Origin of the sequence: Streptomyces sp. NPDC004732, assembly GCF_040609235.1 — a bacterium.
Taxonomy (GTDB): Bacteria; Actinomycetota; Actinomycetes; order Streptomycetales; family Streptomycetaceae; genus Streptomyces.
The window spans coordinates 919,660-940,146 of the sequence record NZ_JBEXJR010000002.1; the positions used below are offsets into that span (position 1 = coordinate 919,660).

General features: G+C 69.6%; 22 protein-coding genes. 8 read left to right on the plus strand and 14 right to left on the minus strand.

Features of this window, described 5'->3' with window-relative positions; genetic code table 11:
- Positions 1–43 precede the first annotated feature (43 nt).
- The 9 genes from ABZV77_RS08865 to hemL form a co-directional block, all read right to left on the minus strand.
- Positions 44–967: a CU044_5270 family protein gene (locus ABZV77_RS08865; RefSeq protein ID WP_356252136.1), complete on the minus strand. Its 924-nt coding sequence runs from the start codon at positions 965–967 to the stop codon at positions 44–46.
- Entirely contained in the window at positions 964–1,608 is a 645-nt protein-coding gene (locus tag ABZV77_RS08870) for an RNA polymerase sigma factor (RefSeq protein ID WP_356252139.1), read from the minus strand. Before ABZV77_RS08870 ends, ABZV77_RS08865 begins: the two co-directional genes overlap by 4 nt.
- An 88-nt stretch (positions 1,609–1,696) precedes the next feature.
- Positions 1,697–2,794 (minus strand): c-type cytochrome biogenesis protein CcsB, encoded by a 1,098-nt coding sequence (gene ccsB / locus ABZV77_RS08875; protein ID WP_356252142.1) that lies wholly within the window; start codon positions 2,792–2,794, stop codon positions 1,697–1,699.
- Positions 2,791–4,566 (minus strand): cytochrome c biogenesis protein ResB, encoded by a 1,776-nt coding sequence (locus tag ABZV77_RS08880; protein WP_356252145.1) that lies wholly within the window; start codon positions 4,564–4,566, stop codon positions 2,791–2,793. Before ABZV77_RS08880 ends, ccsB begins: the two co-directional genes overlap by 4 nt.
- A 3-nt stretch (positions 4,567–4,569) precedes the next feature.
- On the minus strand, positions 4,570–5,334 hold the full coding sequence (locus ABZV77_RS08885; protein WP_356252148.1) for a cytochrome c biogenesis protein CcdA: 765 nt from the start codon (positions 5,332–5,334) through the stop codon (positions 4,570–4,572).
- Entirely contained in the window at positions 5,334–5,969 is a 636-nt protein-coding gene (locus tag ABZV77_RS08890) for a TlpA disulfide reductase family protein (RefSeq protein WP_356252151.1), read from the minus strand. Before ABZV77_RS08890 ends, ABZV77_RS08885 begins: the two co-directional genes overlap by 1 nt.
- Before the next feature lie 87 nt (positions 5,970–6,056).
- A complete protein-coding gene (locus tag ABZV77_RS08895) occupies positions 6,057–7,277 on the minus strand; it encodes a hypothetical protein (RefSeq protein WP_356252154.1) in 1,221 nt (406 codons plus the stop codon).
- 201 nt (positions 7,278–7,478) lie between these two features.
- On the minus strand, positions 7,479–8,171 hold the full coding sequence (locus tag ABZV77_RS08900; protein WP_356252157.1) for a histidine phosphatase family protein: 693 nt from the start codon (positions 8,169–8,171) through the stop codon (positions 7,479–7,481).
- Complete coding sequence (gene hemL, locus ABZV77_RS08905; RefSeq protein ID WP_356252160.1) at positions 8,168–9,493, minus strand: glutamate-1-semialdehyde 2,1-aminomutase; 1,326 nt, start codon at positions 9,491–9,493, stop codon at positions 8,168–8,170. The genes ABZV77_RS08900 and hemL overlap by 4 nt, the downstream gene beginning before the upstream one ends.
- 164 nt (positions 9,494–9,657) lie before the next feature.
- Here hemL and ABZV77_RS08910 point away from each other — a divergent pair, with 164 nt between their 5' ends.
- Complete coding sequence (locus tag ABZV77_RS08910; RefSeq protein WP_356252163.1) at positions 9,658–10,275, plus strand: hypothetical protein; 618 nt, start codon at positions 9,658–9,660, stop codon at positions 10,273–10,275.
- A gap of 40 nt (positions 10,276–10,315) precedes the next feature.
- Here ABZV77_RS08910 and ABZV77_RS08915 read toward each other — a convergent pair whose 3' ends face one another.
- Positions 10,316–10,936, minus strand: a complete 621-nt coding sequence (locus ABZV77_RS08915) for a CE1759 family FMN reductase (protein ID WP_356252166.1) — start codon at positions 10,934–10,936, stop codon at positions 10,316–10,318.
- Entirely contained in the window at positions 10,933–12,039 is a 1,107-nt protein-coding gene (locus ABZV77_RS08920; protein WP_356252169.1) for an LLM class flavin-dependent oxidoreductase, read from the minus strand. Before ABZV77_RS08920 ends, ABZV77_RS08915 begins: the two co-directional genes overlap by 4 nt.
- Positions 12,040–12,212: 173 nt before the next feature.
- Between ABZV77_RS08920 and ABZV77_RS08925 the strand changes: the two genes are divergently transcribed.
- Together ABZV77_RS08925 and ABZV77_RS08930 are read left to right on the plus strand one after the other, a co-directional pair.
- Positions 12,213–12,701 (plus strand): GNAT family N-acetyltransferase, encoded by a 489-nt coding sequence (locus ABZV77_RS08925; RefSeq protein WP_356252172.1) that lies wholly within the window; start codon positions 12,213–12,215, stop codon positions 12,699–12,701.
- A 135-nt stretch (positions 12,702–12,836) separates the two neighbouring features.
- Entirely contained in the window at positions 12,837–14,261 is a 1,425-nt protein-coding gene (locus ABZV77_RS08930) for an MFS transporter (protein WP_356252175.1), read from the plus strand.
- Positions 14,262–14,341: 80 nt separating this feature from the next.
- On the opposite strand, the gene ABZV77_RS08935 is transcribed toward ABZV77_RS08930, so the two are convergent.
- A complete protein-coding gene (locus ABZV77_RS08935; RefSeq protein ID WP_356252178.1) occupies positions 14,342–14,854 on the minus strand; it encodes a MarR family winged helix-turn-helix transcriptional regulator in 513 nt (170 codons plus the stop codon).
- Between the two features lie 107 nt (positions 14,855–14,961).
- Positions 14,962–15,315, minus strand: coding sequence for a hypothetical protein (locus ABZV77_RS08940; protein WP_356252181.1), 354 nt, complete (start codon positions 15,313–15,315; stop codon positions 14,962–14,964).
- 262 nt (positions 15,316–15,577) lie between these two features.
- Between ABZV77_RS08940 and ABZV77_RS08945 the strand changes: the two genes are divergently transcribed.
- The 3 genes from ABZV77_RS08945 to ABZV77_RS08955 all read left to right on the plus strand — a co-directional run bounded on the left by ABZV77_RS08945 (position 15,578) and on the right by ABZV77_RS08955 (position 16,961).
- Positions 15,578–15,913, plus strand: coding sequence for a YnfA family protein (locus ABZV77_RS08945; protein WP_356252184.1), 336 nt, complete (start codon positions 15,578–15,580; stop codon positions 15,911–15,913).
- A 68-nt stretch (positions 15,914–15,981) separates the two neighbouring features.
- Positions 15,982–16,749, plus strand: coding sequence for an SDR family NAD(P)-dependent oxidoreductase (locus tag ABZV77_RS08950; protein ID WP_356252187.1), 768 nt, complete (start codon positions 15,982–15,984; stop codon positions 16,747–16,749).
- A 2-nt stretch (positions 16,750–16,751) separates the two neighbouring features.
- Entirely contained in the window at positions 16,752–16,961 is a 210-nt protein-coding gene (locus ABZV77_RS08955; RefSeq protein ID WP_356252426.1) for a hypothetical protein, read from the plus strand.
- A 9-nt stretch (positions 16,962–16,970) separates the two neighbouring features.
- Here ABZV77_RS08955 and ABZV77_RS08960 read toward each other — a convergent pair whose 3' ends face one another.
- Positions 16,971–18,164, minus strand: a complete 1,194-nt coding sequence (locus ABZV77_RS08960) for an RtcB family protein (RefSeq protein ID WP_356252190.1) — start codon at positions 18,162–18,164, stop codon at positions 16,971–16,973.
- Between the two features lie 187 nt (positions 18,165–18,351).
- Between ABZV77_RS08960 and ABZV77_RS08965 the strand changes: the two genes are divergently transcribed.
- Both ABZV77_RS08965 and ABZV77_RS08970 read left to right on the plus strand, forming a co-directional pair.
- Positions 18,352–19,305, plus strand: a complete 954-nt coding sequence (locus ABZV77_RS08965; protein ID WP_356252428.1) for a DUF3558 domain-containing protein — start codon at positions 18,352–18,354, stop codon at positions 19,303–19,305.
- Between the two features lie 148 nt (positions 19,306–19,453).
- A complete protein-coding gene (locus ABZV77_RS08970; RefSeq protein WP_356252193.1) occupies positions 19,454–20,365 on the plus strand; it encodes a DUF3558 family protein in 912 nt (303 codons plus the stop codon).
- Positions 20,366–20,487: the final 122 nt, after the last annotated feature.

Sequence of the window (20,487 nt, forward strand, 5' to 3'; positions counted from 1 at the left end):
GTACGTACCCGCGTAGTACCCACAGGCGCCCTTACGGGCGTCCTTACGGTCGTCGGCCCGCCTTGTCGACCACGACGCGCTCCAGGACGGCGCTGTGACCGGTGACCGTGCCCTCCTTGAAGCCCGTCGGCAGGTCCTCGGCCGCCACCTGCCGCTCGCCCAGGAACTGCTTGGTCTCCTTGTCGAAGATCAGCTCCTGCCGCTCGCCGTCGTTCTCCCTGGTGATGGCCACACCGTGGCGGCCCGCCGCGTCCACCGCGTCCTGGCGCACCTCGACGCCGGGGATCTTCGACGCGGCGAGGTAGAGCGCCGCGGCCTGCTTCGGGGGCATCAGACCGCCGACGAGGTCGCCGACGAGCACGAACGCGTTCTGGTCCTTGCTCTCGCCGCCCGAGGCCACCCGGTACAGCCAGTCCCGCATGTTGACCGGGTCGGTCGGCAGCTTCTGCAGGCTGCGGTAGTGCGAGTCGCCCTCCACCAGGGGCAGGTCCGGAGGCATGCGCTCGTGGTCGAAGCCGTCGACGCGGTCGTCCACCACCTCCGTGTGCCTGCCATCCACGGACTCCCAGTACTCCCGGACGTGCAGGGGCTGGATGCGGGCCGTCTCGTCGCTGCCCGTCTCCATGTACCGCTCCTTGGTCCTGATGTAGACGAACTGGTCGTCGCGCAGCCCCTTGGGCGCGGGCTGCTTCTCCGCCGCCGCGGCGATCTGCTCCAGCATCCGCACGGTCTCCTTGGACGGCGGTCCCGCCTGCGCCGCCTGGTCGCCGAACGGCGAGGCGACCAGGACGCCCGCCGCGACGGCCGCGGCGACCGCTCCCGCGGCCAGCGCGGGCCGGAACCAGATCTTGGCGTTCCTCTTCGGCACGGCCGCAGTGGCCGCGTTCTGCCGGATCTCGGTCAACAGGTGCTCCTTGAGCAGGTGATGACGGCCCGGCGGAAGGTCGCGCTCGGGAAAATCGGTCATCGGTTTCCCTCCTCGATGGGCCCGACCGCGGTGGTGCGGTCACCTCTTACCTGTCCGCGTCTCTTGGATGGTTCCAAGGCTTTTGCGAGTTTTGCCCGGGCCCGGGAGAGCCGGGAGCGCACCGTGCCGACCGGGATGCCGAGCGCGGCCGCCGCGGAGACGTAGTCGAGCCCCGACCAGACGCACAGCGCGAGCACCTCGCGCTCGGCGCGGCGCAGTTCGGCCAGTGCCGTGCGGACGAGGGCGAGCTGCTCCTCGTCGTCGATGCGCCCGGCGAGCTCGTCCGCGAAGTCGCCGACCACCTCGTCCCGCGGCAGCCGCGCGACGGCGGCGGCGTGCCTGCGTGCGGCCCTGCGCGTGTTGCGGGTGACGTTGGTGGCGACGCCGAGCAGCCAGGGCCGCAGCGAGCCGCCGTCCGCGTCGATCCTGCCGCGCAGCCGCCAGGCGTCGAGGAAGGTCAGGGACACGATGTCCTCGGCCTGCGCCCAGTCCCCGGTGAGGCGGTAGGCGTGGTTGTAGACGGAGCGGGCGCAGGCGTCGAAGAGCTCGCCGAAGGCGTCCGCGTCACCGTCCCTGATCCGCGTGCGCAGGGCCCGGTGCCGCTCCCGCTGTTCCTGAAGTTCCCCCTGATTCGTCTCCACGCCCCCTACCTGTCCGTACGAAAGAAGCCGGTTCCCGTGACCTGGGTCACGGGAACCGGCTTCGAACGGCAACGGCGGTACGGGAGGGTCAGACCCCCGCGTACGAGTGCTTGCCGGTGACGAAGATGTTCACGCCGTAGTAGTTGAACAGCCAGCAGCCGAAGGCGATCAGGGCCAGGTAGGCGGCCTTGCGGCCCTTCCACCCCGCGGTGGCGCGGGCGTGCAGGTAACCGGCGTACGCGACCCACGTGATGAAGGACCAGACCTCCTTGGGGTCCCAGCCCCAGTAGCGGCCCCACGCGTCGCCCGCCCAGATCGCGCCCGCGATGATCGTGAACGTCCAGAGCGGGAAGATCGCGGCGTTCAGGCGGTACGAGAACTTGTCGAGCGAGGCCGCCGAGGGGAGCCGCTCCAGGACGGAGGTGGCGAACTTGCCGGGCTGTCCGCCGCTCGACAGCTTCGACTCGTAGCTGTCCCGGAAGAGGTAGAGCATCGTCGAGACGAACCCGACGTAGAAGACCGCACCGCAGAAGATCGCGGTGGAGACGTGGATCCACAGCCAGTACGAGTGGAGGGCGGGCACCAGCTGGTCGCTGTCGGTGTACAGGACGGTGACGGCGAGACCGAGGTCCAGGAGGACCGAGGTGACCAGGGGGAGGCCGAGCCAGGCGATGGGCTTCTTCAGCGTCAGCAGCACCAGGTACACACCGACGGCGACGGTGGAGAAGGTGATGTTGAATTCGTACATGTTGCCCCACGGCGCGCGCTGCACCGACAGGGCGCGGGTGAGCACGCCGCCGAATTCGAGCAGGAAGGCGAGGACCGTGAGGGACACGGCGATGCGGCCGTAGAGGTCCCCCTTCTCGTCGCCCGCCGAAGCGCCGGGCCCGTCCGGCACGTCACGCGTACCGGCCACGGACCGGGTGACGACCTTGGGCCGCTCCAGCGTCGCCGTGCCGCCCTTGGCCTGGGCGGTGACGGCGGGTGCGGCCGCGGCCTCGGCGGTCTTGCCCGTGGTGAGCGCGGCCGCCGTGCGGGCGACCTTGCTGCGGCTGCCGAAGAGCCACTCCGCCATGTGCGCGAAGAACGCCAGGAGGTAGACGGCCATCGCGGAGTAGATCAGCACATTGCTGATGTGCGCGAGGTTCTCGTTGGGCTCGGCGGCCAGGGTGGTGGCGAGATTCACTTCTCAGCCCCTTCGGCAGGTACAACGTCGGAGTCGTGGTCGGCATCGGATGCGGCTTCCGCGTCCGGGTCGTGCCCGGATGCGGTCGGCGCCGTGTCGTGCAGCTGGGCGGCGAGCTGGGAGAGCTCCTCGGGAACCTTCGCGGACTCGCTGCGGCCGAGGCCCGCCATCTCGACGACGGTGACGCCGTCGGCGCCCCTGACCGCCCGCACCCACACGCGGCGGCGCTGGATGAACAGGGATCCCGCGAGACCCAGGACGGCGCCGATCGCACCGGCCAGCGCCCACTTGGTGCCGGGCTGCTGGGAGATCTGGAAGGTCGCCCACTCCTTGAGGTCCTTCTCGAAGGTGATCGAGCCGGCCCCGTTGGGGAGCTTCATGGTCTCGCCGGGGCGCAGCCGCTGCTTGAGCAGCTCGCCCTTGGCGTCCTTGAACTTCGTCATCTTGCGGGTGTCGAGCTGGTACACGTTCTGCGGGACACCGGAATTGACGCCCAGGCTGCCGTGGTACGCGGACAGGGCGAGGACCGGGTACTTCGCGGCGGGGAACTGCGAGAACATCTGGCCCTTGCCGACGCCCGCGAAGGTCGGCACGAAGAAGGCGTTGAAGCCGAGCTGGTCGGACTTGCCGTTCTTGTCGCGGTAGCCGTCCATGACCTTGATGGCGCCGGTCGCGGTGCCGTTCTGGTCGATGGGCAGCACCGGCACGGACGCCCGGTAGACGACCTTGCCCTTGCCGTCGCGGACGGTGACGGCGGGGGCGAAGCCGTGGCCGATCAGGTAGACCTTCGAGCCGTCGACGTCCAGCGGCTCGTTGACCTCGATGGACTTCTTCTTCTCGGCGCCGTCGGGGCCCTCGCTGTAGGTGACGTCCGCGCGGTAGGTGCGGGCCGTGCCGCGGTTGGGGCCCTTCTCCTGGTACGTACCGACGAACTTGTCGAGCTTGAAGCTGAAGGGTGCCAGGTCGTCGGTGTCGTAGAGGCTGCCGGACTTGAAGTCGTCGTACTGGCTGAGGGTGTTGGCGAAGCCGTCGCCCTCCATCACCAGCTTGCCGCCCTCGGACTTGAAGAGCTGTCCGGCGGCGAACGCGATCAGCATCACGATCAGCGCGATGTGGAAGAGCAGGTTGCCCGCCTCGCGCAGGTAGCCCTTCTCCGCGGCGACGGAGCTGCCCGCGCCGGAGCCCGCGGTGTGGGCGCGGAAGCGGCGCTGCTTGAGCATCGCGAGCGCGGTCTCGTGCACCTGCTCGGGCTCGGCGTCGGTGCGCCACGTCGTGTACGCGGGCAGCCGGGTCAGCTTCTTGGGGGCGCCCGGCGGGCGGCCGCGGAGCTGGCCGACGAACTGCCAGGTGCGGGGCACGATGCAGCCGATGAGGGAGACGAAGAGCAGGATGTAGATCGCGGAGAACCACACCGAGCTGTAGACGTCGAAGAGCTGCAGCTTGTCGTAGAGCGGAGCGAGCGTGGTGTGCCGGTCCATGAAGTCCTGGACCTTGAGCTCGTCGACGTTGTTCTGCGGGATCAGCGAGCCCGGGATGGCGCCGAGGGAGAGCATCAGGAGCAGGATCAGCGCGACCCGCATCGAGGTGAGCTGCCGCCAGAACCAGCGCACCCAGCCGATGACGCCGAGGCGTGGCATGTTGGGCGGCTCTTCGCGCTCCCGTGGGGCGGTCGACAGCTTGGCGCCCGCGGCACCGAGGTCGCTGTCCTCACTGGTCTCGGTCGTGCCCTCGGGAGCTTCGGGCGTTCCCTCGGGAGCTTCGGTCTTGCTCATGGATCAGATCCCCACCGTGTAGCCGTTGGTCCAGACCTGCATCTCCTGCACGATGCTGTCCCATGCGCCGGTGACGAGGAGCAGGCCGGTCGCGATCATCATGATGCCGCCGATGCGCATCACCCAGACGTAGTGCCGCTTCACCCAGCCGAACGCGCCGAGCGTCTTGCGGAAGGCCACCGCCGCGAGGATGAACGGAATACCGAGCCCCAGAGAGTACGCGACACCGAGGATGGCACCCCGCTGCGCGTTGCCGCCGTCCGCGGACAGGGCGACCACCGAGGCGAGGGTCGGGCCGATGCACGGCGTCCAGCCGACGGCGAAGAGGGCACCCACTATCGGTGCTCCGGCCAGCCCGACGGCGGGCCGCTTGTGGAAGCGGAACTCGCGCTGGGTGAGCCACGGCATGAGCCCCATGAAGAAGAGCCCGAGCGCGATCATCACCACGCCGAGCGTCGTGTTGATGGTGCTCTGGTGCTCCCTGAGCGTGCGCCCCAGGGCACCGAAGAAGACGGTGGCCGAGACGAACACCACGGTGAACCCGGCCACGAAGAGACCGGCACCCGCGACCATCCGGCCCCGCCGCGCCTCGCCGAGGTCCTGGCCGCTGACCCCGGTGACGTACGACAGATAGCCGGGCACCAGCGGCAGGACGCACGGTGAGAAGAAGGAGACGAGCCCGCCGAGCACCGCGACCGGGATCGCGAGGAGCAGGGCCCCGCTCAGAACGGTCTGGTTCGGGCCGCTGATGGCCGCGAGCGTCGACATCACTTCTCCGCGAGCACGGGGTCGATCATCTTCCGCAGCTTCTCTTCGTCCAGCGGCTGCTGCGAGCGGGCCGCGATCTTCCCGTCCCGGTCGACGACGAGCGTGGAGGGGATGAAGTTCGGGTTGAGCGAGCCCTTGGGGAAGCGCAGCATCAGCTTCCCGCTCGGGTCGTGCAGGCTCGGGTACGGAACCTTGTGTTCCTTCTCGAACTGGATCGCGGGGCCCCGCTCGGGGTCACGCGTGTTGATCCCGACGAACTCGACGCCCTTGGCCTTCGTGTCCGCGGCGACCTTCACGAAGTTCGGCGCCTCGGCCCGGCACGGCGCGCACCAGGATCCCCAGACGTTGATGACTACGATCTTGCCCTTGTAGTCCTCGGCGATGTTCAGCTTCTTGCCGTCGAGGGTCTCGCCGTCGAGCGACGGGTTCGCCTTGCGGTCCGCCTTCTTGACGGTCGCGATGCCGTCGGACCCGGCGACGAAGTTGGTGTTTCCGGAACCGCCGGACGTGCCGCCGGAGCTGCAGGCGGACAGTGTCAGCGCGGCGACGGCGGCACCTGCGGTGAGCAGGGCGGCACGACTGCGACGGTGACTGCTGCTATCGATGCGGTGTGGGGCACGGCAGGCAACACTCATGTGAAAAGTTTCGCATGTCCATTTCGCGGATCTTCCGCACCCCCTCCACCGAACGAAGTCCGCTCTTCAGAGCGGCCGGGAGCAGCCTCAGAGGCTCTTCCAGCCGCCCGCGGGCTGCTGGCCGACCTCAAGGCCCTGGAGCTTGGCGAGGACCTTCGGGTCCTGCACGTCGAGCCAGTCGACGAACTGGCGGAACGAGACGAGGCGCACGTCCTTCTTGCCCGCGATGTGCTTCAGGGCCTCCTCCACGGCATCCATGTAGATGCCGCCGTTCCACTCCTCGAAGTGGTTGCCGACGAAGAACGGCGCCCGGTTGCTCTCGTAGGCCCGCTTGAACCCGGATATGTACGCCTCCGTGGCCTGCTTGCGCCAGCCCGGGTAGTTGTACGAGGGAGCCTTCGTCGAGTTCTTCGACTGGTTGGCGAGGATGTTGTAGTCCATCGACAGGACCTCGAAGGAGTGCCCGGGGAAGGGCATGGCCTGCAGCGGCAGGTCCCAGATGCCCATCTTCTTCTGGGGCCAGCGCTGGCGGCCGCCGGGCGAGGACGCGTCGTAGCGCCAGCCGAGCTTCTTCGCCGTCGGCAGCAGGTTGTCCTGGCCGAGCAGACACGGCGTGCGGCCGCCGACGAGTTCCTTGTCGTAGTCGAAGGGCAGCGAAGGCAGGTCGGTCCAGCCCGTGTTCGTACGCCACTTCTTCACAAAGGACTTGGCCTGGTCGATCTCGTCCTGCCACTGTGCGGACGTCCAGTTGGCGACCGAACCCGAGCCCGCGCAGAAGTGCCCGTTGAAGTGCGTGCCGATTTCATGGCCGTCGAGCCAGGCCTCGCGGACGTACTTCAGTGTGTCCTTGATGTGACCGTCGGTGAGATATCCGATGTCGGATGCGCCGACGCCGTTGTTCGGCGGACGGTACATGCGCTTCTTCGATTCCGGGAGCAGATAAAGCCCGGAGAGGAAGAACGTCATGTGCGCGTCGTGCTCCTTGGCGAGCTTCAGAAAGCGCGGGAACAGACCGTTCCCCACTTCGCCCGCACCGTCCCAGGAGAAGATCACGAACTGCGGCGGCGTCTCGCCCGGCTTCAGCGGAACGGGCTTGCCCGGCTGGTGGGGCTGCTTGCCGGTGTAGGCGGTCGACCCGTCACCGATCGGCTTGGCGGCCTGCTTGCCCGCGCCGCCCTGCTCGTCCCCGGCCTTTCCCGCGGGCCCCGACGAATCGCTGCCGCCGCCGGAGCCGCATGCAGCGAGCCCGAAAGCGGCGGCCGTGCCGGCTCCGATTCCGAGCATTCCCCTGCGGCTGATGTCGCGCATTCCATCCCCATTCGTCGCGCCCTTGGGTCCGGCCCTGCTCTATCTGCCTGCAAGACGGACGACTACTTAGAGGGCGCGACGATCACGGGGGTTCCGGTAAGTCGCAGTTATTTATGTTGTTTTACCGGAACGGGACATACAGTCGCTGCGCGATTACGCGACGTCGATAATCCGGGGGGCCGAAAGGGAAAGCGGGTGCCCTCAAGCGCCGAATGCCTTGCCCTTACCCTTCACCGGCTTGGCACCCGCGAGCAGATGCGCGGGCACGAGATCCCTTGCGGGCTCGGTATATCCGACCGAGACGATCTTGTCGCCGCGGTAGGTGAACGTCGTCAGCGAGGCGAGCGTGCACTGCCGCTTGCGCGGGTCGTGCCACAGCCGCCGCTTCTCCACGAAGCTGCGCACGATCCAGATCGGCAGCTGGTGGCTGACGCACACCGCCTCGTGCCCGCGGGCCGCGTCCTTCGCCGCGTCCAGGGCGCCCATCATCCGTACGACCTGCTCGATGTACGGCTCGCCCCAGGACGGCTTGAAGGGGTTGACGAGGTGCTTCCAGTTGTCGGGGTTCTTCAGCGCGCCGTCGCCCACCCCGAAGGTCTTGCCCTCGAAGACGTTGCCCGCCTCGATGAGGCGCCCGTCGGTGGCGAGGTCCAGGCCGTGCGCCTTGGCGATCGGCGTGGCCGTCTCCTGGGCGCGGTCCAGCGGCGAGGCGACGACATGCGTGATGTCGCGCTGGGAGAGGTGCTCGGCGACGCGGTCGGCCATCTGCCGGCCCAGCTCGGAGAGGTGGTAGTCGGGCAGCCGCCCGTACAGGATCCCCTCCGGGTTGTGCACCTCGCCGTGGCGCATCACGTGGACGACGGTCAGCTCGTCGCCCACCGGGGTGGCGGTCATGCGGAGACCTCCGTGGCTTCCGCGGCCGCGCGCGCGGCACCCGGCAGGGCGGCGGCGATCCGCTCGATGGCCCGCTCGTCGTGAGCGGTGGACACGAACCAGGACTCGAAGGCCGACGGCGGCAGATAGACGCCCTGCGACAGCATCGAGTGGAAGAACGCGGTGAAGCGGAAGGATTCCTGCGCCTTCGCGTCCTCGTAGTTGCGGACCTCGCGGTCGGCGAAGAAGACGGAGAACATGTTCGACGCGTTCTGCACCCGGTGGGCGACGCCCTCCTTGGCCAGCGCCTCCGTCACGAGCGAACGGAGCTCCGCGGAGACCGCGTCCACCTTCTCGTACGCCGCGTCGTCCAGGAGCCGCAGCTGCGCGAGGCCCGCGGCCGTCGCGACCGGGTTACCGGACAGCGTGCCCGCCTGGTAGACGGGGCCCGCCGGGGCGAGGTGCGCCATGACGTCCGCGCGGCCGCCGAAGGCCGCGGCCGGGAAGCCGCCGCCCATGACCTTGCCGAAGGTCATCAGGTCGGGCGTCACACCGTCCACGCCGAACCAGCCCGCCTTCGACGTACGGAAGCCGGTCATCACCTCGTCCGAGATGTACAGCGCGCCGTTCTTGGCACAGGCGGCCTTGAGGCCCTCGTTGAAGCCGGGGCGCGGCGGCACCACGCCCATGTTGCCCGGCGACGCCTCGGTGATGACGCAGGCGATTTCACCGGGGTACTTGTGGAAGGCCTCGTGCACGGCCTCGATGTCGTTGTACGGGACGACGATGGTGTCGCCCGCCTGGGCACCGGTGACGCCCGGGGTGTCCGGAAGCCCGAACGTCGCCACGCCCGAGCCCGCCGCGGCGAGGAGCGCGTCGACGTGCCCGTGGTAGCACCCGGCGAACTTGATCACCTTGGCGCGGCCGGTGAAGCCGCGCGCAAGACGGATGGCGGACATGGTCGCCTCGGTGCCGCTGGAGACGAGCCGCACCTGCTCGACGGGCTCGATGCGGGCCACGATCTCCTCGGCGAGCGCGACCTCGCCCTCACCGGGCGTGCCGAAGGAGGTGCCGCGCGAGACGGCCTCCTGCACGGCGGCGGTCACCTCGGGGTGGCTGTGCCCGAGGATCATCGGACCCCACGAGCACACGAGGTCGACGTACTCACGGCCGTCGGCATCAGTCAGGTACGGACCGGCACCGGACACCATGAAACGGGGCGTACCACCCACAGCGCGGAACGCGCGCACGGGAGAGTTCACACCGCCGGGCGTCACGGCCGCCGCACGGTCGAAAAGAGTCTGCGAAACTGGGGCGCTATACGGGAAGCTCACACGAGCCATGGTGTCAGAGGGTCCGGACATCCTGCGGACAGGTGTTTCACTCCACGTTTTAGCGGGTGAACGTGGGGGAGGTCACTGACACGATGATCGGGTTGCGTGGCGGGGGCCGCGAGGCCTAGAAAAGACAGGGCCGTGCCGCCCTGGCAAAGCAGTCGGGTGGAGATATGCATCGCGGTGGCGGAGTGGGCGAGGGGACCGACGGCCTGGGCCCCCGGCGTGCCCGGCGGGGCAAGCACCGACGCGAGGCGGAAGCGGAACCGGCACAGGCGCCCGACCAGGCGCGCGGCGGGTCCGACGGGATGGGTGAGTCACGGCGGGACCGGGTGAGCAGCAGGAGTGGCGGGGTGGGGGTGACCTACAAGTACTTCGGTGCCCCGGACGGCGCGACCGCGGCCCGCGTGCCGATCTCGATGCGGCCCGAGGAGCTCGGCGGTGACGAGCTCGGCATGGGCGGGATGTTCACGAAGATCAAGCCGGAGACGGTGGCCGCGATGGTCCTGACCGGCATCGAGGGCATACCCCTGCACAAGGTCCCGCCGCTCGAACTGGTCGTCCTCCACCCGGACTACGCCGTGGTGAAGCTCCCCATGACCGTCGTCGACCCGCTGCGCGGCATCGGCGAGGAGTCGGTGGGCGCCGCGGCCTTCATCTGGTCCACGGTCCCCGACCGCGGCGGCCCGCGCGACGCCTTCAACGTGTACCAACTCCTGAACGAGTGGCAGGACTTCAGCCACCGCCTGCACGACGCGGGCCACCAGGCGTACTGCCTGGTGTGGCCCTGAGCGTCGCTCTCTGCCGCCCTGCCCCCTCCCTACCTCCTGCCTACCCCCTGCCGAGCGCGGCGAGTTGCTCCGCGAAGGGGACGACGGGCCCGAGGGAGCCGGGGGCGGTCCGGCCGCCCGGCACCGGCCGCATGAGCCGCGCGAGCTCCGCGCCCGCCCGCTCCACCCGCTCCGCGAGCCCTTCCGCGCCCCAGTCCTCGGACGCCGCGTACACCCCGGTGGGTACGACGACGGCGCGCAGATACGCGAACAGGGGCCGCAGCGCGTGGTCCAGGACGAGGGAGTGCCGCGCCGTGCCGCCCGTCGCCGCGACGAGGACCGGCGTCCCCGCCAGCGCGTCCTTGTCGAACCCGCTCACCGCGTCGAAGAAGGACTTGAACAGCCCGCTGTAGGAGGCGGAGAAGACGGGTGTGACGGCGATCAGGCCGTCGGCGCCGGACACCGCGTCGATCGCGGTGCTCAGAGCGGGGCCGGGGAACCCGGTGGTGAGGCTCTGGGCTATCTCGACGGCGAGGTCGCGCAGTTCCACCACTTCGACGGTCACGTCGGTCGCGGCTGTCATGTCGGAATGGTGTCCGGCGGCCGCCGCCGCGAGCCGGTCGGCGAGCAGCCGCGTGGACGAGGGGACGCTCAGGCCTGCCGATACGACGACGAGCTTCATGCCGTGACCCCTTCCTGGGCGGTGGCGGTGGCGGTAGCGGTGGCGGTGCGTGCCGCGTGCGTGGGCGCGTCCGGTACGTCGGCCGGGCGGTTCTTCGCGAACTCCTCGCGCAGCACGGGGACGACCTCCTCGCCGAGGATGTCGAGCTGCTCCAGGACGGTCTTCAGGGGCAGCCCGGCGTGGTCCATCAGGAACAGCTGCCGCTGGTAGTCCCCGACGCCGTCACGGAAGGACAGGGTCCGCTCGATGACCTGCTGCGGGGAGCCCACGGTGAGCGGGGTCTGCGAGGTGAACTCCTCCAGCGAGGGCCCGTGTCCGTAGACGGGCGCGTTGTCGAAGTAGGGGCGGAACTCGCGCACCGCGTCCTGGGAGTTCTTGCGCATGAACACCTGCCCGCCGAGCCCGACGATCGCCTGCTCCGGCGTGCCGTGCCCGTAGTGCGCGTACCGCGACCGGTACAGCTCGACCATCTTCCTGGTGTGGTCGGCGGGCCAGAAGATGTTGTTGTGGAAGAAGCCGTCTCCGTAGTACGCGGCCTGCTCGGCGATCTCCGGGGACCTGATCGACCCGTGCCAGACGAAGGGCGCGACGCCGTCGAGCGGCCGGGGCGTCGAGGTGAACGACTGCAGCGGCGTACGGAACTTGCCCTCCCAGGTGACGACGTCCTCGTCCCAGAGGCGGCGCAGGAGCGCGTAGTTCTCGACGGCGAGGTTGATGCCCTGGCGGATGTCCTTGCCGAACCACGGATAGACGGGCCCCGTGTTGCCGCGGCCCATCATCAGGTCGACGCGGCCGTCCGCGAGGTGCTGGAGCATCGCGAAGTCCTCGGCGATCTTCACCGGGTCGTTGGTGGTGATGAGTGTGGTGGAGGTGGAGAGGACGAGCCGTTCGGTGCGGGCGGCGATGTAGCCGAGCATCGTGGTCGGGGACGAGGGCACGAAGGGCGGATTGTGGTGCTCGCCGGTCGCGAAGACGTCGAGGCCGACCTCTTCGGCCTTGAGGGCGATGGCGACCATCGCCTTGATGCGCTCGCGCTCCGTGGGGGTGCGGCCGGTGGTCGGGTCGGCGGTGACGTCGCCGACGCTGAAGATCCCGAACTGCATGACTGGCTCACTCTCCGCGGTTCCGCAGGTTGTTTACGGTTCAACTATACCTGCAGAACGAGGGCGCTGCGCGACCTATTCCCGCCCGTACGGCACGGACCTGCGGGGCCGTTGTCAGACCCCCCGCCTACCGTGGGGCCATGGAGCGATCACAGGCATCACAGGCACCGGAAATGCGTCTTGAACCCTGGTCCGAGGACGACGGCCTTGCGCTGCTCCTGCGGCTCAACACCCCCGAGATGACCGCGCACCTGGGCGGCCCCGAGACCGAGGAGAAGGTCGCGGACCGCCACCGCCGCTATCTCGCGCTCGACGACAAGGGCCAGATGTTCCGCATCACGATGGACGGCCGCACCGCGGGCTCGATCGGGTTCTGGGAGACGACCTGGCAGGGCGAGTCCGTCTGGGAGACCGGCTGGGGCGTGCTGCCCGAGTTCCAGGGCCTGGGCGTCGCGGCGGGCGCGGCGCGGCTCGTGATCGAGAAGGCGCGGGCGGCAGGACGCCACGCCCACCTGCACGCGTTCCCCGCGACGGACCACGGCGCGTCGAACGGGGTGTGCCGCAAGGCGGGCTTCACGCTGCGCGGCGAGTCGACCGTCGAGTACCCCAAGGGCAACTGGCACGCCTGCAACGACTGGCGCGTCACCCTGAACCCGAGCTGACCTTTCCACCCCCGACGGGGCATGCAAATCGCCTTGACAGCCGCTGGGCTCCTCCTTCACATTTACCTGCGTCACGCAATGTCTGCGCAACGCAGAGATTGCCTCCATCCCGGCAACTCCGGAACGAAGGACCCCGTGCTCACCGAAAGCCACACCCACCAGTCCGCCCCAGGCGTCCCCGCCAGAAACCGCTGGGCCATCCTCGCCGTCGTCCTGGCCGCCGACGTCCTCGACCTCGTCGACGCCACCATCACCAACATCGCCGCCCCCGCCATCGCGCACGACCTCGACGGCGGCCCCGCCCTGATCCAGTGGCTCGGCGCCTCCTACGCGCTGGCCCTGGGCGTCCTGCTCGTCCTCGGCGGCCGCCTCGGCGACAAGTACGGGCGCCGCCGGCTCTTCCTCGTCGGCCTCACCGGCTTCACGCTCGCCTCGCTCGCCTGCGGCCTCGCCCCCACCCCCGGGACCCTCGTCGCCGCCCGCCTCGCACAGGGCGCGTTCGGCGCCCTCGTCATCCCGCAGGGCTTCGGCATCCTCGGCGCCACCTGGCCCCGCGAACAGATCGGCAAGGCCTTCAGCCTGTTCGGCCCCGTCATGGGACTCTCCGCCGTCGGAGGACCCGTACTCGCCGGATTCCTCATCGACGCGGACCTCGGCGGCCTCGGCTGGCGCCCCATGTTCCTGATCAACCTCGTGCTCGGCGGCGCGGCCCTGCTGGCCGCCGCGCGCCTCCTCCCCAAGGACGACGGCGACCCCGCCACCTCCATCGACGGCCTCGGCTCCGCGCTCCTCGCCGTCACCATGCTCGGACTGCTCTCCGGCCTCATCGAGGGCTCCGCCAACGGCTGGACCGCCGCCCCCGCCCTCCTCATCGCGGCCGGTCTCGCCGCCTTCGCCCTCTTCTGCCGACGCCAGACCACCGCCCGGAACCCGTTGATCCAGCCCTCGTTGCTGCACAACCGCGGCTTCACATCGGGCCTGGTGCTCGGCGTCTTCTTCTTCGCCGCAGTCTCCGGACTGCTCTACGTCATCTCGCTGTTCCTGCAGCAGGGCCTCGAACGCTCCCCCTCCGACACCGCGCTCGGCCTGCTCCCCCTCTCCGTCGGCATCGTCGTCGCGTCGATCGCCTGCTACGGACTCATCGGCAGATTCGGCCGCACCCTCGTCCTCGCGGGCCTGCTCATCACCCTCACCGGCACCGGCTGGCTCCTCGCCCAGACCGCCGCCACCGGCACGGGAACCAGCACCTGGGCCCTCGTCCCGCCGCTGCTCGTCATCGGCCTCGGCATGGGCACCTGCTTCGGCACCGTCTACGACGTCACGATCGGCGACATCGCCCAGGAGGAGGCGGGCAGCGCGAGCGGTTCGCTGAGCGCGGTGCAGCAGCTCGCCAACGCCATCGGCGCGGCCACGGTCACCACCGTCTTCTTCCAGACCGCGGACGGCGGCCCGGGCCACGCCATGACGGTCAGCCTCGCCGTGGTCGCGGGCGTCACCCTGCTCTGCTGCCCCCTCGTAGGGCTGCTGCCGCGCAAGGCGCCGGACACGCAGCATCACTGACGGCGACCGGCACCACCGACGGCCACCGACGGCCAGCGACGGCCACCGGCACCACCGACGATCAACCGCACCACCAGCGGTCAGCCGTCCAGCTCCCCGCCCCTGATCCGCTCCACCTGCGCCCCGCTGAACTCCACCGTGCGCCTCATATGGCCGATGAGCAGCGCCAGTTCATCGTCGTCGAGCCCCTCGAAGAGCTCGTACCAGCCGCCGCTCAGCTTCCCCCACATCCGCCCGAACTCGGCGACCTTCTCCGGCACCGTCGCGACGAGCACCCGCCGCCGGTCGGCGGTGTCCCGTTCGCGTACGACGTAGCCCGCCTTCTCCAGGCGGTCGACGAGCCGCGTCGCCGAGCCCGTCGTCAGGCCGGTCAGCTCCGCGACCCGGCCGGTGGTGACCGGGCCGCCCTCCAGGCCGAGCAGGTTCAGACACTGCACGTCGGTGGGGTGCAGTGCGAGATGGTCGGCGACGGCCTGGTTGAAGAGGGCGTACGAGGCCATGTAGCGCCGGGACTCGACGGACAGCTCACTCATCAGCAGCCCGCGCCGCCCCCCGGACGTGTTCTCCCGCGCCGCCTTCTCGCTCTTCGCCATGACGGAAACGCTCCTCCAGGAGGCAGATATCTGCGTCGAACAGCAAGCGTACGACGCACACATTCACGGCGTTCAGAAGGAGGCCGCAAGCCGTCAGCCGTAAACCGTCAGAAGTAATAGACGTCCCCCGTATCGAGGGCCAGCACCGACTGCTCGTTGTTCCGCGGATTGCGGTCCACGGCCCCGCCGCTCCACTCCGTACCGATCAGCACCCGCACCTCGGAGGGCTTCCCCGCCACCCGCGCCACGATCTCGACGGGCTCCCCCACGCTCCCCGCGTCCAGCGCACCGGTGCGGCACAGCACCCCGCCCCCGCCCGGCCGCAGACACCCCACGGGCAGCCGCCGCACGTCCGCGAGCGGCAGCGACCAGCGCAGCCGCACGGTGGCGTCGGCCAGGTCGGAAGGCCCGTGGTTCCGCGGCACGAACCGCACCCGCACGACGCCCGCGCGCAGGGTCACGTCCCCGTGAAAGGCAAGGTCGACCTCACGCCCACCGCCCCCGGCAACGACGCCGCCCGCACCGACCCCCGCACCCACCGCGCCCCCCGCACCAACGACCACACTCACCACAGCAGCCACCACAGCAGCCACCACCACAGTCAGCCGAGGAACCCGCACACCAGCCTCCACCACGCCACACCACACCGACCGAAACCGCACCTATTGCCCCGATACATGCCACTGCGCCCCCGCAAGAACACCGCATGCCACCCTGTTGACCATGCTCATCGCCCGCTCCGCCGCACTCTTCGTCCTCGCCGCACTCTTCGAGATCGGCGGCGCGTGGCTCGTCTGGCAGGGCGTGCGCGAGCACAAGGGCTGGGCCTGGATCGGCGCGGGCGTGATCGCGCTCGGCATCTACGGCTTCGTGGCCACGCTCCAGCCCGACGCCGAGTTCGGCCGCATCCTCGCCGCGTACGGCGGGATCTTCGTGGCGGGGTCGATCGTCTGGGGCATGGTCGCGGACGGCTATCGGCCCGACCGGTGGGACGTCGCCGGAGCGCTGATCTGTCTCATGGGAATGGCCGTGATCATGTACGCGCCGCGAGGCCGCTGAACGCCCCGCATATCCTGGCGGGTGGACCGGCCCACAGGCCCACCGAACCCCTGCCCGAGGAGCGCCCCATGACCGCCGCAGCCGCCACCCGCATCGCGATCATCACCGGCGCGAGCAGCGGCATCGGAGCCGCCACCGCCCGCGGCCTCGCAGCCGCCGGTTACCGCGTCGTCCTCACCGCGCGCCGCAAGGACCGCATCGAGGCGCTCGCCGCCGAGCTCACCGACGCCGGGCACGACGCGGTCGCGTACGCGCTGGACGTCACCGACCGTGCGGCCGTGGACGAGTTCGCCACCGCCTTCCGCAAGATCGCCGTCCTGGTGAACAACGCGGGCGGCGCGCTGGGCGCGGACCCCGTCGCCACCAGCGACCCGACCCAGTGGCGCCAGATGTACGAGACGAACGTCATCGGCACGCTGAACGTCACGCAGGCCCTGCTGCCCGCACTCACCGCGAGCGGCGACGGCACGGTGGTCGTCCTCTCCTCGACCGCCGGGCACGGCACGTACGAGGGCGGCGGCGGTTACGTGGCCGCCAAGCACGCCGAGCACGTCCTCGCCGAGACCCTCCGCCTGGAGATCGTCGGCACCCCGGTCCGCGTCATCGAGGTCGCCCCCGGCATGGTCAAGACGGACGAGTTCGCCCTGACCCGCTTCGGCGGCGACACCGACAAGGCCGCGAAGGTCTACGCGGGCGTCGCCGAGCCGCTCACCGCGGACGACGTGGCGGACACGATCACCTGGGCGGTCACGCGCCCGCCGCACGTCAACATCGACCTCCTGGTGGTCCGCCCGCGCGCCCAGGCCTCCAACAGCAAGGTCCACAGGGAGTCGTGACGATGAGACTCCCCGGCGACGACCCCGGCCGCCCCGCGTACTCAGCCGACTCCCCCGACCCCCTGGAACGCCTCACCCACGAACACGAGGCCCGCGCCCTGGCCGAAGAGGCAAAGAACGAACGCCTGGTGTGGTGGTACCTGGCGTACTTCCTCTTCGGCATCCACATCGTCGCGTTCATCATGATCTACGCGGTGAAGCACGCGAAGTGAGGACGCCCGTCAGCCCTTCACGCAGACGACCTGCTTCAGCTTCGCCACGACCTGGACGAGGTCCCGCTGCTGGTCGATGACCTGCTCGATCGGCTTGTACGCGCCCGGGATCTCGTCCACGACGCCCGAGTCCTTGCGGCACTCGACGCCCCGCGTCTGCTCCTCCAGGTCCTTCGTCGAGAAGCGACGCTTCGCCGCACCCCGGCTCATCCGCCGACCGGCGCCGTGCGAGGCCGAGTTGAAGGACGCCTCGTTGCCGAGGCCCTTCACGATGTACGATCCCGTGCCCATCGAGCCCGGGATGATGCCGTAGTCACCGCTGCCCGCACGGATCGCGCCCTTCCGGGTGACCAGCAGGTCCATCCCGTCGTAGCGCTCCTCACTGACGTAGTTGTGGTGGCAGGAGATCTCCTGCTCGAACGTCGGCTTGGCCTTCTTGAACTCCTTGCGGACCACGTCCTTGAAGAGCGCCATCATGATCGCGCGGTTCTTCATCGCGTACTCCTGGGCCCAGAAGAGGTCGTTCCGGTACGCCGCCATCTGCGGGGTGTCCGCGATGAAGACGGCGAGGTCGCGATCGACCAGGCCCTGGTTGTGCGCGAGCTGCTGGGCCACGCCCATGTGGTGATCGGCCAGTTCCTTGCCGATGTTGCGGGAGCCGGAGTGCAGCATCAGCCAGACCGAACCCGACTCGTCGAGACAGAACTCGACGAAGTGATTCCCCCCTCCGAGCGTTCCCATCTGCTTCGAGGCACGCTCATGACGGAATTTGACCGTTTCGGCGATCCCCTCGAACCGCCCCCAGAAGTCGTCCCACCCCGCCGTCGCCATCCCATGGAAGCGCCCCGGCTCGACGGGGTCGTCATGCATGCCCCGCCCCACCGGAATCACCTGCTCGATCCGCGACCGCAGCCGGGAGAGGTCACCCGGAAGGTCATTTGCGGTCAGTGACGTCTTGACCGCCGACATGCCGCAGCCGATGTCGACGCCGACCGCGGCCGGGCAGACCGCGCCGCGCATGGCGATCACCGAGCCGACCGTCGCGCCCTTGCCGAAGTGGACGTCCGGCATGACGGCCAGGCCCTCCACCCACGGCAGCGTCGCCACGTTCTGGAGCTGGCGCATCGCCGCTTCCTCGACCGAGGCAGGGTCCGCCCACATCCGGATCGGTACCTTTGCACCGGGAACCTCTACATACGACATATCGTCCTCATTCCCCCGTAATCAACTACAAGCCTAGAAGCGCAAATACCGGCGCCAAGGTCAACGAAAGGGGTGACGGACCGGCGTCCACGGCAGCGCGTGCGATACACATTGTGTCCACCGGCCGCCCACCAGCGGCAACCCAATATCCAGGCAGAGCCAGGCGAGAGGAGCCATCACGGTGCAGCTGAGGGCCAAGGCCTGCGTACCGGGCGTCGCCGCACTCCTCGCGGCGCTGCTGACCGGCTGCTCCGGCGCGTCGGGCATCGGCGACGAGAGCGACGACTCCAAGCCGGGCGGCAGCGGCAGTTCGAACGCTCCCGCGGAGCCCGGCAAGTACCGCACGCTCCCGGAGCCCTGCGGCGAGGTCGACGAGGACACCCTCGACGCCATGCTGCCCGGCATCCCGGAGATGGAGGACGTCGAGCAGCGCGAGAAGGCGTACGAGGGCACGCCCACGGTGACGTACGACACCGACCGCCGCGTGGGCTGCAACTGGAAGGTCGAGTCGACCGGCGCCTCCCACCACCTGCTCGTCGACTTCGAGCGCGTCGTGTCGTACGACGGCACGGTCAGCGACGACGCCCGCGCCGCGGAGGTCTACGCGACGAAGCTGCGGGAAGCGGGCCTCTCCCGCCCGTCCGGCTCACCCACGGAGAGCGAGGACGAGGGCGAGGGTGAGGACAAGGGCACGGACAAGGGTGGCGACGGCAAGGGCGGCGCCTCCCAGGCCGGGGACAAGCCTCAGGGCGGCAAGAACGCCAGGGCCGACGACGACAAGGGCAGCCGCAAGAGCAGCGACAAGGGCAGCGACCAGGACGAGAAGGGGACGGAAGGGACGAAGGGCGCCGGGGCGGGGCAGGACGGCGCCGACGACGAGCCCGTCACCCCGCCCCCCGGCCTGGAGCCCCGCACCCTCCCCGACCTCGGCGACGAGGCCTTCCTCGACGACGCCCTCACCACCGCCGCATCGGCCTCCCGTCACCGCACCGTGACTGTGGTGTTCCGCACGTCGAACGTCATCGTGACCATCGAGTACGACGAGCAGCCCGGCCGTCGCACGGACGTCCCCGACAGCAAGGAAATGCAGGACAAAGCGCAGGAACTGGCCGACATGCTGGCCGGGGAGTTCAACGAGTAGCGGGTGGCCGGAGCGGACTCGGGCGGGGGCCCCGGTCCCGTGAAGCGGAGTCGTCCGCCGTCCCATGCGCGTACCGTGGCCCCCCGGACCCGACGACGTCACGAGACGTACTGGACGTCACGAGACGAACAGAGTGAGTGAAGGAACCATGCACCGACCTGCACAGCGAAAGCGACAGCTCCGCAGCCGCCTCCTCGTCTGCGCGGCCGCCGTACCGGTGATCCTCGTCGCCGGCTGCTCCTCCGACTCCGGCTCCGACTCCGGATCCGACGGCGCGAAGAAGGACTCGGGCGCCAAGGCCTCCGCCTCGGCCAAGTCCGGCGACAAGGCCGCGAGCGTGGAGAAGGCCGCGTACGCCAAGCTTCCCGAGCCCTGCGACGTCCTGTCGAAGAAGACGCTCGATGAGCTCGTGCCGAAGGCGAAGGACAAGTCCGGCAAGGCCGGCACGTCCAGCGACACGACGCTGCGCGGCAGCTGCTCCTGGGACAGCCTCGACAACAACGGCGTGGACGGCTCGCAGTTCCGCTGGCTGCGCGTCTCGCTGATGCGCTTCGAGTCGGACGCCTCGCTCGGCAGCGGTGCCAAGCGCGCACAGGACAGCTTCGCCAAGCAGGTCGCCGACGCCCAGGCGACGAAGGACGCGAAGAGCGTCAAGGTGGAGCCGGTGCAGGGCGTCGGCCAGCAGGCGACGCTCGTGCGGTACGACCTGAAGAAGGACAAGGACACCTTCAAGCAGCAGACGTTCGTGACGCGCGTGGAGAACGCCGTCATCACCGTCGACCTCAACGGCGCGGGCCTCGCGGGCGACAAGGCTCCGGACGCGGGCAAGCTGGGCAAGGACGCGCAGAAGGCCGCGAAGGAGGCCGCCGACGCGGTCGTCGCGGCCAACAAGGGCGGCGGCAAGGCCCCGTCCGACGCGAGCGACAAGCCGAAGCCCGACGAGAAGGCCGACGACAAGAAGTCCGACGGCGCCAAGTCCGAGGACAAGAAGGCGGCTGACACCAAGTCGGACGACGCCAAGTCCGACGACAAGAAGAAGAGCGACAGCAGCAAGTCCTGACGCTCGTCGGTCAACTCGCGCCCTCACCAGGCAAGTTGAAGGAGCCCGGCCCCTCACGGGCCGGGCTCCTGGCGTACCGGCACACAGCCTTCCGCACGCATGTGCCAGGCTGTCGCTCGCAA

Excerpts from the sequence above, each read along its gene's own strand:
- ABZV77_RS08900 (WP_356252157.1), bottom strand. The coding sequence starts at position 8,171 with ATGACCGCCACCCCGGTGGGCGACGAGCTGACCGTCGTCCACGTGATG.
- ABZV77_RS08955 (WP_356252426.1), top strand. The coding sequence starts at position 16,752 with ATGAGACTCCCCGGCGACGACCCCGGCCGCCCCGCGTACTCAGCCGAC.
- ABZV77_RS08880 (WP_356252145.1), bottom strand. The coding sequence starts at position 4,566 with ATGAGCAAGACCGAAGCTCCCGAGGGAACGCCCGAAGCTCCCGAGGGC.
- ABZV77_RS08945 (WP_356252184.1), top strand. The coding sequence starts at position 15,578 with ATGCTCATCGCCCGCTCCGCCGCACTCTTCGTCCTCGCCGCACTCTTC.
- ABZV77_RS08885 (WP_356252148.1), bottom strand. The coding sequence starts at position 5,334 with ATGTCGACGCTCGCGGCCATCAGCGGCCCGAACCAGACCGTTCTGAGC.
- ABZV77_RS08890 (WP_356252151.1), bottom strand. The coding sequence starts at position 5,969 with ATGAGTGTTGCCTGCCGTGCCCCACACCGCATCGATAGCAGCAGTCAC.
- ABZV77_RS08895 (WP_356252154.1), bottom strand. The coding sequence starts at position 7,277 with ATGCGCGACATCAGCCGCAGGGGAATGCTCGGAATCGGAGCCGGCACG.
- ABZV77_RS08970 (WP_356252193.1), top strand. The coding sequence starts at position 19,454 with ATGCACCGACCTGCACAGCGAAAGCGACAGCTCCGCAGCCGCCTCCTC.
- ABZV77_RS08910 (WP_356252163.1), top strand. The coding sequence starts at position 9,658 with ATGCATCGCGGTGGCGGAGTGGGCGAGGGGACCGACGGCCTGGGCCCC.
- ABZV77_RS08920 (WP_356252169.1), bottom strand. The coding sequence starts at position 12,039 with ATGCAGTTCGGGATCTTCAGCGTCGGCGACGTCACCGCCGACCCGACC.
- ABZV77_RS08935 (WP_356252178.1), bottom strand. The coding sequence starts at position 14,854 with ATGGCGAAGAGCGAGAAGGCGGCGCGGGAGAACACGTCCGGGGGGCGG.
- ABZV77_RS08960 (WP_356252190.1), bottom strand. The coding sequence starts at position 18,164 with ATGTCGTATGTAGAGGTTCCCGGTGCAAAGGTACCGATCCGGATGTGG.
- ABZV77_RS08950 (WP_356252187.1), top strand. The coding sequence starts at position 15,982 with ATGACCGCCGCAGCCGCCACCCGCATCGCGATCATCACCGGCGCGAGC.
- ABZV77_RS08925 (WP_356252172.1), top strand. The coding sequence starts at position 12,213 with ATGCGTCTTGAACCCTGGTCCGAGGACGACGGCCTTGCGCTGCTCCTG.
- hemL (WP_356252160.1), bottom strand. The coding sequence starts at position 9,493 with ATGGCTCGTGTGAGCTTCCCGTATAGCGCCCCAGTTTCGCAGACTCTT.
- ABZV77_RS08915 (WP_356252166.1), bottom strand. The coding sequence starts at position 10,936 with ATGAAGCTCGTCGTCGTATCGGCAGGCCTGAGCGTCCCCTCGTCCACG.
- ABZV77_RS08865 (WP_356252136.1), bottom strand. The coding sequence starts at position 967 with ATGACCGATTTTCCCGAGCGCGACCTTCCGCCGGGCCGTCATCACCTG.